At 58.4% G+C, this 14,113-nt stretch carries 7 protein-coding genes; 1 reads left to right on the top strand and 6 read right to left on the bottom strand.

The features are described 5' to 3' along the window. Positions 1-10: 10 nt before the first annotated feature. Positions 11-1,354: a hypothetical protein gene (locus ACO0U8_RS15535; protein ID WP_421671163.1), complete on the top strand. Its 1,344-nt coding sequence runs from the start codon at positions 11-13 to the stop codon at positions 1,352-1,354. Between the two features lie 27 nt (positions 1,355-1,381). On the opposite strand, the gene ACO0U8_RS15530 is transcribed toward ACO0U8_RS15535, so the two are convergent. From ACO0U8_RS15530 to ACO0U8_RS15505, 6 genes are all read right to left on the bottom strand, one after another. Further along, on the bottom strand, positions 1,382-2,005 hold the full coding sequence (locus tag ACO0U8_RS15530) for an NAD(P)H-binding protein (RefSeq protein ID WP_421671162.1): 624 nt from the start codon (positions 2,003-2,005) through the stop codon (positions 1,382-1,384). Further along, a complete protein-coding gene (gene hutX, locus ACO0U8_RS15525) occupies positions 2,002-2,514 on the bottom strand; it encodes a heme utilization cystosolic carrier protein HutX (RefSeq protein WP_421671161.1) in 513 nt (170 codons plus the stop codon). The genes ACO0U8_RS15530 and hutX overlap by 4 nt, the downstream gene beginning before the upstream one ends. Continuing rightward, positions 2,501-3,826 (bottom strand): heme anaerobic degradation radical SAM methyltransferase ChuW/HutW, encoded by a 1,326-nt coding sequence (gene hutW, locus ACO0U8_RS15520; RefSeq protein WP_421671160.1) that lies wholly within the window; start codon positions 3,824-3,826, stop codon positions 2,501-2,503. Before hutW ends, hutX begins: the two co-directional genes overlap by 14 nt. Before the next feature lie 200 nt (positions 3,827-4,026). Then, positions 4,027-4,437, bottom strand: coding sequence for a hypothetical protein (locus ACO0U8_RS15515; protein WP_056779525.1), 411 nt, complete (start codon positions 4,435-4,437; stop codon positions 4,027-4,029). Positions 4,438-4,654: 217 nt separating this feature from the next. Then, the gene (locus ACO0U8_RS15510) at positions 4,655-5,359 is read right to left on the bottom strand and encodes an SDR family oxidoreductase (RefSeq protein ID WP_421671159.1); all 705 of its coding nucleotides are present in this window, start codon (positions 5,357-5,359) and stop codon (positions 4,655-4,657) included. A gap of 128 nt (positions 5,360-5,487) precedes the next feature. Then, complete coding sequence (locus tag ACO0U8_RS15505; RefSeq protein ID WP_421671158.1) at positions 5,488-14,022, bottom strand: GH36-type glycosyl hydrolase domain-containing protein; 8,535 nt, start codon at positions 14,020-14,022, stop codon at positions 5,488-5,490. Positions 14,023-14,113 lie beyond the last annotated feature (91 nt).

Below are 14,113 nucleotides of genomic sequence, written 5' to 3'. Positions count from 1 at the left end.
GAGATCAGCGGTGGCAACGGAATACTATTTATTACAGCAAATCGAGGCGCTGATGAGCGATCCGGCTAACTGGGATAACGCTTATGCCCGTGAAGCGGACCCTCTGAAACGGCTGGAATGCCTGACCCGCCACTATAACGGGCATCTTCGCCAGCGGGCGGTGCTCTGTCTGGGAAGAATGAAAGCCGGAGAGGCATTGCCGGCAATCATCAGGCGGGCGAATGACTGGGTGAGTCAGGTGCGTGATGCCGCACGCCAGAGCATCCGGCAGTTTATGGATCCGCAAGGTGCCCGATGGCTGGTGGAGTGTCTGCCTGAATTCGGCAAGTTACTTAGCAGCCAGCGTGATGACCATGCACGGCTGCTGGAAGAAATTCACCGCTTTCTCGTCCGGCCAGAGAATAACGCCGTTTTGATGGAAGGCCTGAACTCAGCCAAACCGGATGTCGCCAGACTGGTGCTTGGCCTGATGCTGGAACAGCAACTGTTTACGGTGGACGTTATTTTTGAACGCACGCAGGGTCATAAAAATCCGTCTGTCAGACTGATCGCCACCCGCGCCTGGCTTGTTCAGTCCGGAAGGCGGAACGAACAAGATCTGCTGACGCTGCTTAAAGACCGCTATGCGCCGGTCAGGCAGGTGGCACTTGCTGTTGTGATGGATGAAAACGCTGACGTGCCCGTCACGATGCTGCTGACGCTGTTGCATGATAACAACGAACTGGTGCGCAAACGTGCGGCCAGAGTGCTGACTGAACGCGGTCATTCCCCCGTGGCGCACAGTCTGGCGGTGTTTAACGATGCGACTCAGAACCTGTCCCGCCGGTGCGTGGCACTCAGGGCGCTGGATGAGCAGAAATATGAGGATGTGCTGGCGCTGGCCCTGGATTGCCTGAAAAGCGACAGTACCGCGCTGTACAAAACGGCGTTGGACATTGCCGTTGAACATTTGCAGGAAAATGCCAGGGAATTGTTGCTTGAGGCGATGTCGTACCCGGCTTATTCCGTGGCGAAACGGGCCTGCAGGCAGTATGCAAAACGCAAGTTTTTCCTGACGCTGGAGGAGATTTTACGCAGTCAGGCGGCCGCGCCATCAGCTGAACATCTCGGGCTCTATCTGCCATTATCCGCTCGCCTCGGGTTGTGGGAAGGTCTGCAATTTATGCTGATGCAAGCCGGGAATGCTGAACGTGAGCCGATGAGACAGGCGCTGGCAAAATGGACGACGCGCTTAAACCGCTTTTACACTGAGCCGACGGCGCACCAAAAAACAGCATTACGGGCGCTGCTCATTCAGCATCCCGACGTCGGCCTGCGTGACAAAAACTATCTGATGCAGGTGTTATCTGCCTGAAAAAAATGCCCCGTCAGGGGCATCTTCTCAGAACCGGGCACCCGCCAGCGACGGATCGATCAGGGCGTAAATTTTACCCCATCCCTCGCCGCTATTGAGCAGTTGCTGAATGTGCAACGCGACGTCACTTCGGCGAACGCGCCCGTGGGCTTCGGTTTCCAGCCGTTGCGCCTGGCCGGTCGCTTCGCCATCCGTCAGGCCACCGGGGCGCAGGATGCACCCTTGCAGCGTACTGGTTTGCAGCCAGCTTTCCGCCAGCGATTTCTCCCGCACCGCCTGCCCGAACGCCTGTTTTGCACGGTCAGACAGGGTAGACCAGCTGTCGCCGCAGCCGATGGAGGTGACCAGCACCATCTGGCGGATACCGGTCTGTTCGGCGGTATCGATGATCAGCCGGTTGGCGTGATAATCAGCGTGTTTCCCGCCCAGCGTGGAGACAATCTGCGCCTGCGGCCCGGCGGTCTGGCAGACCAGCAAGACGTCCTGCGGGTTAAGCGCATCGCCTTCAATCACCGTGACGCCCGCCTGGCGTAAGGCGTTTGCCTGTTCAGGTTGGCGAATCAGCGCCACCAGCGGGCGCTCTTGCACACATAAGGCAGCCAGTTCTGCACCGACGCCGCTGCCGGCGCCAAAAATCAGCAAAGTCGTCAAATTACACTCTCTCTTTCAGCCAGCATGGCGGGAAGCGCGCGAAACGCCGTCAGCTGATCGTTCAAAAGCTGGCGGTGGCTGTCGCGTCCCACGAAAACCTTGAGCATCGCATAACCGGCAGCGTTTAAAAACCAGACGCTTGCTGTGCTCATTCCCATAAATGGCCGTTCGACCAGCGCGATATGCTGGCAATGTGTCGCGCGGATATGCCCGCTCAGCCCCTGTTTGCCACGCAGATTAAAATAGCCGTGGCGGTGTGTGCCGGTCGGCAGCGCACCGTGAAATTCGAGGATCAGGTCATCATTGTTGACCAGCGTCGTCACCTCGCCCCATTGCGTGATGCTGTCCCACACCGTGTCGAAATGTGCGCCTGAAAACAGATAACTTCCCGGTAAATTTTGGATCACGTTCAGCGGCGCGATGCCATATTCGCGGGCAATATCTTCCACGGTGCCATCGGGTTGTGTGGCTAAAAAGTCGATCAGGGTTTGCAGTTTATCCGTGTGCATGGGCGGCACTCCGTAAAGTCAGTTGTGGGATCAGATCTTGCAGCGCCTGCAACATATTGCTGGCCCAGAAACGTCCGGCGGGGGTGAGATCAAAGCGTGCGCCGTGACGGTTCATCAGGCCGCATTGCTGCCATTGCTCTAATAAAGGTTCGAGGGGAAGCGGGTCTTCAACGATGCGGCTTAAATCGTAGCGGCCTGCTTCGATGCCGCCTTGTAAATCGAGACGCCAGCGCTGCTCGTCAGAGGCACCGGCGGTCATCATCATGATCGGTTTCTGCCCGGCATCCAGTTGCTGATACCACGCCTCCAGACTGCGTGCCGTCATGTACGACTGACCGCCCAGATTGCCGCCCGCGCCGCTGCCAAATGCCAGGCAATCTGCGCCCTGTTTGATCAGCAGATTGTACAGATTGCGCTCCCGCGTGGTGCGCGCCCAGTGGCTGTTGCTGATCTGATGCCAGCCATCGCGCGCCAGAAAGGCTTCGCCTTCAAGATAAAAATCCCGGCGCATTGCGACATCGGGCAAGGTGACGCGGTGATTTTCAACCGCTTTGCCCAGTGGCGTAGAAGGCAACAGGTTCAGCGCATAAAGATCGACGCCGTCGAGCGGTAAATCACGCACAATCTGTAAATCCTCACGCCATGAGGCGGGCGTCTGCGCCGGCAGGCCAAACATCAGGTCGCACACCACCGCGGCGCGGTCGCGTTCGCCCAGTTTTTGCAGGAAGTGGATCGCCTCCTCGCGGTTGGCGCGACGGCCCATCCGCTGGCGGATGCGGGTATCGAACGTCTGAATGCCGATGGAAAAACGGTTGGCACCGGCTTCCAGACAGGCATCGATTCTCTCATCGTCAAAGTTGAGAATGCGCCCCTCGACGGTGATTTCGCAGTCCGGCGCCAGCGGAAGGAGGCGTCGCAGCGCGCTGATGATGCGGTGCAACTGTGTCGCGCTCAGCGCCGTGGGCGTGCCGCCGCCAAAATAGACCGCATGAACCGGGGCGGACTGATGCAGCGGCGAGCCAGCTTCCTGTTCGATTTCGCGGATCAGATAATCGCAGTATTGCGCCGTCGCCTCTGCTTCGAGTTTGTTCTTATAGAACCCGCAGAATGTGCAGTGCGTGGCACAGAAGGGAATATGCAGATATACCAGACGCTTATTGGCCGCAAGTGTCTGCTGACACAGCGCCTGCCACTGCGCGGGAATATCCTGAGGCGCGACGGGTTGCTGTGGCCGCCAGGGCATCACCGCCCGGCGGTCGGGAAACGGCAACCCCTGTTCGGCAGCATAAAAGCGCGTGAGGTCTAAGCTCATAGGGTTCTTCTTCTCCTGAAGAATCAAGTATCGGTGAGCATTAAACGATAATGATTATCATTCGATCAAATCAAAACCACGCTTTCGATGATCTGCATCAAGGAGTGCGTTTCGCCGCGCCGCGGGATCCCCTGCCGTGATCAGACGAGTGTGTCGCTAACCGGGCTTAAGTCAGAATGCCGGAAAGGGATTATTTCAGATTAAGAACATTTGTTTGACGTGAACCGTATAACGCCTGAGCCGCCTCTGAATGTGGTGTGGTTATTTTTATCTTTTTGTGCCTGGGCTTTGACGTGGAATTTATTTTCATTAATTTCAGTCATGACAACCGTCGCGGATGATTTCACCCCTTTTAGAATACAGGTTCTCTTAACAACTACCCGGTGCGCGGTGTTATTTGTATAGTAATTTTCGCAATTGCTATCCTTAAATTTAACGTTTCGATTAATCGTTTTAAGAAGGAGTGATTCTGTCGGGGATACGCAGATTTTACCCAGCGTGCCGGTGACATTGGCGACTGCCCATTCACCCGGTTTGATAGTGATTGCACTGGCCGGGTTTAAAAGGGGCAGGGAGAAAAGAACCATTAATAACAGCGTGTGTTTGCGCATTTTTATTACTCCTTTAATAAAAACTTTATATGTATTCTTTTGGCTATATATAAATAAAGTATTCTTCCTGGCATATTCATGAGGAATATCCCTGAAGCGGGCGTGCTGATAAATATAAGGCAGGTCAAAAAGATAAGACGGGGGGATATTACGGACTGACGTTATTATTGTAAAGCTATGCGCCAGCACGCCGGCCCGGCGCATTATTCAAGCAGTGTCAGCGTTTGGCTTTATCCCGCCGCGGCCTGACGGCGATATCGGTAATTTGAGTATCGTCACTGGCACTGACCACCAGACGCACTGCCGCAGCAACCGATTCGGGTATGCTGTAATCCCGCGGATCGATGGCCGCAAAATCTCCCTGACTTTCGCGGGTTTTGCGGTTCATCGGCGTATCCGTAGGCCCCGGCGCGACGGTGGATACGCGCACGCCATGTTCGCTTTCTTCCTGCCGGAGAGCATGTGCCAGCGCATTCAGGGCAAATTTCGATGCGCAGTACACCGTATTTCCGCCGTCGGCTTTCGTGCCCGAACCCGAACCGATAAACACCACCTGACCTTCCTGTTTTCTCAGCGCGGGCAGCGCCAGCCGGGTGAATTGTGCAGGCGCAAATACGTTAATGGAAAATTGCTGCTGCCAGTCCTCCGGGGTGGCGTTTTCAACACGCAGGGGTTTGGAGATTGCCGCCGAATGGACCAGCACATCAATCTGCGGCAGCTCGCGGATAAAGTGTTCAATGGCGGTAAAATCCAGTAAATCGATTTCCACCGCGTCTACGTTTTCAATCAGCCGCAACGCCAGCAGGCTCTCTTTATTCCGCCCCAGCGCAAAGACCCGATGGTCACGTGCCAGATTATGAACAATCGCCAGCCCGATACCGCTGGTTCCGCCGGTAATGACGGCGACAGGAAGTGTGCTCATGGTGTTCTCCTCGGTTTTTTCTCAACCTAACAGCAGAACGATGCCCGCGCGACGGACTTTATTGGCTTAGCTTGTGTGGAAAAAAGAAAAGCCCCGCAGTGCGGGGCCTCTGAGAGTATCGGTATGAGCTAACTGCCCAGTTCCACCTCCACCTGATGCTCAGCCCCGTCATCCACCAGCGGAATTCGGTCATTTTCCAGAACCTGGCCGTCGAGCAGTACGCGGTATTCGCCGGTGCTGCGGCGCACGGTGATCTGATAATGGCTGCTGCCCTGCTGATAAGAGACGGTGATCTCCGGCCAGGCGGCGGGCAGATGGCTGTGAATGGCGATCGCGTCGCCGTGGCGGGTGATGCCGAGCAGGGCTTCGGTGATCAGACGATACGTCCAGCCTGCCGAGCCGGTGTACCAGCTCCAGCCGCCGCGTCCGCTGTGCGGATCCACCGAGTAAATATCGGCGGAAATCACATAAGGTTCGGCTTTATAACGGCTGACGTCGCTGGCGCTGAGGCTGTGATTGATCGGGTTGATCATCGACATCAGCTCCCATGCCCGTTCGATATTGCCCTGTTTGGCGAAGGCCATCACCGCCCAAATCGCACCGTGAGTATATTGCCCGCCGTTTTCGCGCACGCCTGGCAGATAACCCCGGATATAGCCTGGGTTCGGGCCGTTGCCGTCGAACGGCGGCGTCAGCAGTTTGATCAATCCGGCGTCGTTATCCACCAGCCGTTGATCGACCGAATGCATGGCGCTGGCGGTGCGTTCCGGCGTACCTGCACCGGAAAGCACAGACCAGCTCTGGGCGATAGCGTCTATCTGACATTCGTCATTCAGATGTGAGCCCAGGGTTTCGCCGCTGTCGAAGTAGCCGCGCAGATACCAGTCGCCGTCCCAGGCGTGTTCGTTCAGATTGTGTTTCAGCAGTGCCGACTGTTCGCGGCACAGCGCTGCGGTGTCTTCGTCATGGCGTTCTTCTGCCAGTGCGCCGTAGCGTTGCAGCACGTCATACAGGAAGAAGCCCAGCCAGACGCTTTCACCGCGACCGCCAAGGCCGACCAGATTCATGCCATCGTTCCAGTCGCCCGCGCCCATCAGCGGCAGGCCGTGTTGCCCCATTTTCAGGCCGTGTTTCAGTGCGCGAACCCCGTGCTGCCAGAGGGTTTCGTGCGTTGAACTGACCACCGGCAACTCATAGAAAGACTCTTCACCGGCGGCCAGCAAACGTGCTTCGAGATACGGAATTTGCTGCTCCGCGATGTCGTGATCGCCGGTCACCGAGATGTAATGGCTGATGGCCAGCGGCAGCCACAGATAATCATCTGAGCAGCGCGTGCGCACGCCATTGCCGGTTGGCGGATGCCACCAGTGCTGGACGTCGCCTTCAACAAACTGCCGCGAGGCGCACAGCAGGATCTGCTCGCGCATGCGCTGCGGTGCGGCGTGGGTGAGCGCCAGCGTGTCCTGAAGCTGATCGCGGAAACCGAACGCGCCGCCCGACTGATAATAGCCGCTGCGCGCCAGGATCCGGCTGGCTAAGGTCTGATAAATCAGCCAGCCGTTGGCGAGTAAATTCACCGACGGATCCGGCGTGGTGACCTGAATTTTATCCAGTACCTGATGCCAGTGCTGATGCACGCGATCCAGTTCGGCCTGCGCCTCGCCTTCCTGCAAGAACTGGCGGATCAGCGCTTCGGCGTCATTGGCGTTTTGCCCCAGACCCAGCACGAAGGTAAAGGTGCGCTGATCACCGTCGATGAGCGTGGTCGCCGACTGCACCGCGCCGCACGGATCCATCGCTGCGCCTGTGCGGTCGGAGAGCCGCTGGTTTTTCATGGCCGCCGGAGAGGCCGGTGAACCGGCACGGCCAAAGAACTCACGGCGATCGCCACTGACCGAACAGTGTGCGCCGGTCACCGCGAAGAAGGCCGTGCGTTCGCCGCCGTTGCTGGTGTAATGGTTGGTCGCCAGCACGCCGCAGCCCTGCGTCACACGCGCCTGCGAGGTGACGATGTGCATGGCGGATTTGGTGCGCAGATCGGCCATCACCCATTCCACATAACCGGTGACCGACAGCCTGCGCGGGCGGCCGGAGACGTTGGTCAGGGTGAGCATGATCAGTTTCACCGGCGCATGTTCGGCGACCAGCACCGTCATTTCGCTGGCGATCCCGCGTTCGGTGTGTTCGAACACGCTGTAACCAAAACCGTGCCGCGTGACATAACCGCCCGCGCCGCGCACCGGCAACGATGCCGGTGACCAGACGCTGCCGCTCTCTTCGTCACGCAAATAAAACGCTTCGCCGGAACTGTCGCTGACCGGGTCATTTTCCCACGGCGTTAAACGGTATTCGTGGGCGTTTTCATACCAGGTATACGCCTGACCGCTTTCTGAAATCACCGTGCCAAAATCGGCGTTCGCCAGCACGTTTGACCACGGCGCCGGGGTGTTTTGCCCTTCGTTGAGCAGGATCTGATATTCACGGCCATCAGGGGAGAATCCGCCGGTGCCGTTGAAATAGGTCAGGCAACGCGGTTCTGCGGCCACCGGGCTGATGTCATCGTCGCTGCGAACCGGCAGCAGGGCCTGCTGGGAAGCGTGCGGCATTTGCATCCGCTGGTTAAGCTGATCGGTCAGCGGACCGTGACGGTCGTCGATCACCACCCGCGCCACGCTCATCAGCAGCGTGCGGTCTTCCTGCGAGATCTGCTCGCCGTTACGCACAAATATCCCGCCCGGAATATCGGTCTGGCTGGAGCCCGCGCCGGAAGCCACCAGGCCGAGGATCTGGTTTTGCAGCGCCTGCTGATAACCGCCCGGATCGTTGGAGAGCAGCACCAAATCGACTTTCAGGCCTTTCAGCCGCCAGTAGTTGTGCGCGCGGATCAGCAGTTTCACCAGATTGATGTTTTCGCTGCTGGAGAGGGTGAGCAGCACGATCGGCAGATCGCCCGACAGCGAAAGCCCCCACAGGCCGGACTGCCCGCGCCGGTTATGGATAATGGTCTGAGCATCACCGCGCATTTCCTGGCTGGCGAACAGCAACGCACCGGCCAGACGGTTAAACAGCCCGGCGTCATCTTCGGTGGCGTTGAGCTGGCGCAGAACGACCTGACTGTGCGACCAGGCGATTTCGAATACCCGATCAGCAATATGGTGGTCGCGGTATTTTTCCAGCAGCGCCAGGCTTTGCAGGCGGGTGTCGCCGATGCCATACACCATATCGACCACCACCGGCACGCCGGGTTTCAGGCGGATACGCTGGCGGATAGCCAGAACGGGGTCTAGCACCGCACCGGCGCTGTTACTGAGTTTGCCGGGCTGTTGCAACGCCTGCGGATGCGCCGCGGTGTGGCCGCGACCGATAAAGGCCGCGCGATCGGTTTCGAACGAGGTTTCCCGTTCGACCGGACCGTGGATCGCCATCATGTGGAACATCCACGGGCAATGCTCGTCCGGCTCGCGCGGGCGGCGGTGGCACAAAATCCCTTCCTGCGCAGGCACCAGTTCGGTTTGCACAAACAGGTTGCTGAACGCCGGATGGGTGGCATCGTTGGCCGCCGGAGCCAGTACCACTTCCGCATAGGTGGTGATTTCCACCGTACGCGGACGACGTCCGTGGTGCGTGATCGTCATACGGCGGATTTCCACGTCGTCTTCCGGTGACACCACGATGTGCGTTTTCAGGGTCAGAGAACCCTGTGTACGGGTGAACTCCGCCCCGGAGTCTGTCAGCACCGCGTGATAAGTGCCTTTTTGTTTGCCTGCGGGCTGCCAGGTATTGCTGGAGATTTCACCGGTGGCCGGATCGCTCAGGTAGCAGAATATGCCGCGATGATCCCGCGTCGCATCTTCCCGCCAGCGGGTTAACGTCAGATCTTTCCAGCGGCTGACGCTGCCGCCAGCCTGCGTCACCATCAGGTGATAATTCGTGTTGGAGAGCAGCTGAACTTCCGGCGTCGGGCTGTCCACGTCGGTGAATTCGCGCAGTTCGACGTTGACCTTTTGCAGCGTGCTGTCGTGTGACTCAAAGTGACGGCGCGGGCTGTAAAGTTCGACCGCATCCGGCACGCGTTCCTGCAACAGCAGGCGGGCGGACTGGAATGCCGCATTCGCCGCAAAGCGCGCAGGCATCGGGGAATCGAGCAACACGTTCGCCAGCGCGAGGAATCCCATCCCCTGATGGTGCGCCATGTAAGAACGCACCACGATGTAAATCTGCCCGCGAACCAGCCGCGACGGGCTGTAATCGAGCGCGTCGTAAAAGCCGTATTCGCCGCGCGCGCCGCAGTTTTCCAGTTCGACCAGATTGAGGCAAGCCTCCTGCGGACGGAACATCAGCGCCATCATGGTGGCGTAAGGCGCGACCACCATGTCTTCGCCCAGCCCGCGCTTAAGCCCGAGGCCGGGTACCCCAAAGGCGTGATACTGGTAATTTTGGTTGAGATCAAAGGCCGCGTACGCCGACTCCGAAATCCCCCACGGCACGTTGTTCTCCTTGCCCCAGGCGATTTGTCGGTCAACGGCGGTCTGGCACATTTGTACCAGCAGCGTATCGGGATAAGCGGGCATCACCAGCTGCGGCATCAGGTATTCAAACATCGACCCGCTCCACGACATCAGTGAAGGCTGTTTGTCGATCACGGTGAATAACCGGCCCAGCGCGAACCAGCTTTTTTGCGGCAGCTGGTTGGTGGCAATGGTCACATAGTTGGTCAGGCGAATTTCAGACGGCAGCAGATCGTATTTTCCGCTGTCCATTTTATGCACATCGCAGTTGTAACCGACGGTCAGCAAATGGGTGTTGTTGTCGTACAGGAAGCGGAAATCCATGTGCGCGTGATCGTTCAGCCGTTGTTCCAGCTCACCGATAATGTCCAGACGCTGACGCGCCAGCCCGATGGCGCGGGAAAGTTGCGGCGAGCTCAGGGCATCCTGCTGCGCCAGCCATAACAGCGAAGGCAGAGGCTCGTTGCAGGCCTCTGGCGACAGCCAGCCATAAAACGCGGACCACTCGGCCAGCCCGGCATCCAGCTGTTCCGCCAGCCGTGGCAGATAACCTTCCGACGAGGTGGCGATCAGCGCCCGCATGGCCCGCAGGTGAACAAAGATCTCCTCGCCCTGCGCCGTACTGGCCTGCGTCCAGCTCTCGCGCAGTTTTGCCATGGCGGCCGCGCCGTTTTTATTTTCGGCCAGATACAGCGTGTCTTCCAGGCCGGTCAGCCATTGCGGAAGGTTGACCGCAGGTTGCACACGCCACAGGTGCAGGCCGGTGCTCAGGGTCAGCAGATGTCCGGCGAAGTTGCCGCTGTCTACGCTGGAAATGTAGCGCGGGTTGAGCGGTTCCAGCGTGCGCGTGTCGTACCAGTTATAAAGGTGGCCGCGATAATGCTCGAGTTTATCCAGCGTATCCAGCGTCTGGCTGGTGCGCAGTAACACCTCGCCCTGCGTGATGTAGCCGAAATCCCAGGCGGTAATGTTGGCCAGCAAAGAAAGGCCGATATTGGTCGGCGAGGTGCGATGGGCCACCACCGGCTGCGGGATTTCCTGAAAGTTATCCGGCGGCAGCCAGTTTTCCTGCTCATTGACGAATGTCTCAAAGAATGACCAGGTCTGACGTGCCGCCTGACGCAGGAAAATACGCTGCTGTGCGTCCAGATCGGGTGCCGGACGTGACGCGGGCTGGCTCAGCCAGCACATGACGCGCGGCCCGAGGAACCAGAGAATGCCGAGTGGCAGCGCCGCCCAGACCAGCGAAGAATGGGTCAGCGCGGGCAACATCACCAGCGCAATCCCGGCCAGCGGGTTTGCCCACATGCGGCGGTAGAAATATTCCGGCGACTGCGCGCGGCTTTTCTCACTGACGTTGACGCTGGCCCATTCGTGCAACTTACGGTGGCTGACGTTCAGCCGCCACAGCGTCAGTAAAATCGCCTGCACCGAGTAAACCGCTTCATGCGGCAGCGTCATCAGCGTCACGAAAATGCGCGACAGGCGGCTGAGAGTGGCGGAGGCCACGCTTTTCAGATGGGGGAGCAGCGAACGGCGCGGGCCTTTATTGAGTAAATCCAGCACCAGCGCGACCAGCACCGGGAACAGCAGCATCGCGGCGATAAATCCAAACCAGTACATTTTGTTTGGCACCAGCGCTACGGTGCAAAAGATGATCACCAAAAAGGCCGGCGCGACCAGACTGCGGCGCAGGTTATCAAACAATTTCCAGCGCGAAAGGGTGGTCAGCGGATTGCGGCAGCGCTGCCCGTCCTCCTGACGGACACGAAAACGCAGCCAGTTCAGCAGTTGCCAGTCGCCACGGATCCAGCGGGTTTTACGCGCCACGTCGGCCAGATAATGGTCGGGATATTGCTCGTAAAGCACGACATCGCTGAGCATGCCGGAACGGGCGTAACAGCCTTCCAGCAGATCGTGGCTGAGCACCAGATTTTCCGGGCAGGTGTTTTCGTTGGCGCGGATAAACATATCAACATCGTAAATCCCCTTGCCGACAAATGAGCCTTCGCCGAACAAATCCTGATAAATGTCTGACGACATCAACGAGTAAGGATCATTGCCCGGCACGCTGCTGCACAAAGCGGCATAGCGCCCCTGGCCGTTGGCGGGGATCTCTTCCGCCAGACGCGGCTGGAGAATGGCGTAACCGGACACCACCAGATGACGCTGTTCGTCGTACACCGGATGGTTCAGCGGATGGGCCATCGCCGCCACTAACTGATGCGCCGTGGCACGCGGCAGGACGGTGTCGCTGTCGAGCGTGATCACGTACTTCACCTGCTGCAAATGCGCCTGCGTGCTGCCTTCGATCAGCGAAAACGGTTCGCCATGGCCGCGTAACCAGAGATTAAGCGCGTTGAGTTTGCCGCGTTTGCGTTCATAACCCATCCACACGCCCTGAGCAGCATTCTTTTCGCTGTCACGGTGCAGCAAAGTGAAAAGCGCGCCTTGCGTGACGGTGTAACGTCTGTTCAGCTGCTGGATTTTCTGTCGGGCATACACCAGCAGGGTATCGTTGTCCTCACTGTGCGGCTCCTCGCTGTCGTGAAAATCGCTGAGCAGCGCGAAATTCAGATTCGGCAACACGTTGCCGAGATAACAGACTTCGAGGCTGTTGATCAGTGCGTCGATATTTTTACGGCTGCCAAGCAGGCAGGGGATCACCACCAGCGTGCTGGCGCTTTCAGGAATGCCGCCAACAAATTCCAGACGCGGCAACGGCTGCGGCGTGCGGCTGCGGGTGGTGATTTCACTGAGCAGATTAAGGGCAAACTGGCTGGCGACCAGCATTACCGGCACCAGCAATGCCCACCACAGCCAGTTATTGCCCGGATGGCCGGAGCGGTACAACGCATCGGCGGTGACGGCGGTGGTGACCAGTAACAAACTGCCCAGCCACGACAGCAGCGGCGTCTGGCTGAGTTTGGCGCGCGCGCGGTTAAGCAGCGAAAAGCGCACCTGCAACTCTTTTTCCAGCACCGGTCGGCCGGGGCCAATCAGATAATACCCGACGTGTTGCTGCTGATAAGTGCCGCCGGCCTGCTGCGCCAGCGCCACGGCGCGGGCCGCAACGGCGGCTTCATCATGACGGGAGTTACGCGAAAGCCGTTCAATCTGATGGCGGTAATTGTCACGTGTGTCGAAATGCATGGTGGCGTAAATGCCGGCCGGATCGCCGCGCAGGATTTTCTCCACCACGCTGAGATTTTCGGCGAAATCCGCCCAGTCCATTTCGGTGAGCTGGCGTAACCCCATGATGCTGTTACTGACGGAAAGCTGATTTGCCGCCAGTTGCTGATTGAATTTGTCGATGACTTCGCGCTGCGTCAGGCCGACTTCGCTCAGACGTTGTTCCACCCAGGTCAGCGGCAGCGCCAGCATGGATCCGTGGCCCTGCAGGCGGCGAACCAGTTCGGCGACAAACGCACTGGTTCGCGGCGGATTGGTGCGCGCCATATCGGCAATCACAATGATCTGACTGGCCGGATCGTTTTCGGCGCTGTCCTGCAATTTATTGACCCAGAAATCCGCCAGATTGCGTTCTTTCTGAGCGTTGGCGACTTCAATGCTCACGCGGCGCAGATTCTCTATCAGCGCCAGACGCAACATCCCCGGAAACGCCCACAGTTCACCCAGCGTCAGCGGCCTGACACTCTGATAAGTGGAGAGAAAACGGGTCAGGGTTTTAATGTCCCACAGGCCGTCGCTGTGGCTGACCACCTCGGTGGCGATGTCGTAAATGCGCGGGCAAAAATGCGGTGATCCCAGCGAGGGCAAACCCTTGCCGAAGTTTTTCGGCAACAGCTGACGCACCACGCGGATTTGTTCTTCGATCAGATAGTAGTTATCCAGCAGCCATTCACCGGCGGGGGTGATACTGGCTTTTTCGCCACTGCTGAGGATCAGACAGCTGCGGGTCAGGACCTTCTCATTGTCATCGAGGCGTTTGAGCAGATAGTAGGGGAGTTTCTTCTTGGATAACTTATGCGAGAGGGCCAGTTTTCCGCCGTAGCGTTCCATCTGGTCTGCCGAAAAAAGCTCGGCACGGATCGGCGTGGACTGTTCAAGCGCGCTGGCGCGATGACGTCGGGTGGCCGGTGATACAGGTGGTGCTCCTTTACTTTTGAACCAACTGAAGACAGCATTTTTCACGTCAACATTCCTTATGCGGACCCGAGAAGGCAGTTGCCTGAGCTGCGATAAGAGTTCACATAGTGAGATAAAGAGGTCAGGGGCAGGGAGG

The organism is Rahnella sp. EDr1-12 (assembly GCF_049206505.1).
Classification (GTDB): domain Bacteria; phylum Pseudomonadota; class Gammaproteobacteria; order Enterobacterales; family Enterobacteriaceae; genus Rahnella; species Rahnella rivi.
Note: the sequence above shows the minus strand (reverse complement) of the source record. Positions and strands in the feature narration are given on the sequence as shown.

Excerpts from the sequence above, each read along its gene's own strand:
- hutX (WP_421671161.1), bottom strand. The coding sequence starts at position 2,514 with ATGCACACGGATAAACTGCAAACCCTGATCGACTTTTTAGCCACACAA.
- hutW (WP_421671160.1), bottom strand. The coding sequence starts at position 3,826 with ATGAGCTTAGACCTCACGCGCTTTTATGCTGCCGAACAGGGGTTGCCG.
- ACO0U8_RS15515 (WP_056779525.1), bottom strand. The coding sequence starts at position 4,437 with ATGCGCAAACACACGCTGTTATTAATGGTTCTTTTCTCCCTGCCCCTT.
- ACO0U8_RS15510 (WP_421671159.1), bottom strand. The coding sequence starts at position 5,359 with ATGAGCACACTTCCTGTCGCCGTCATTACCGGCGGAACCAGCGGTATC.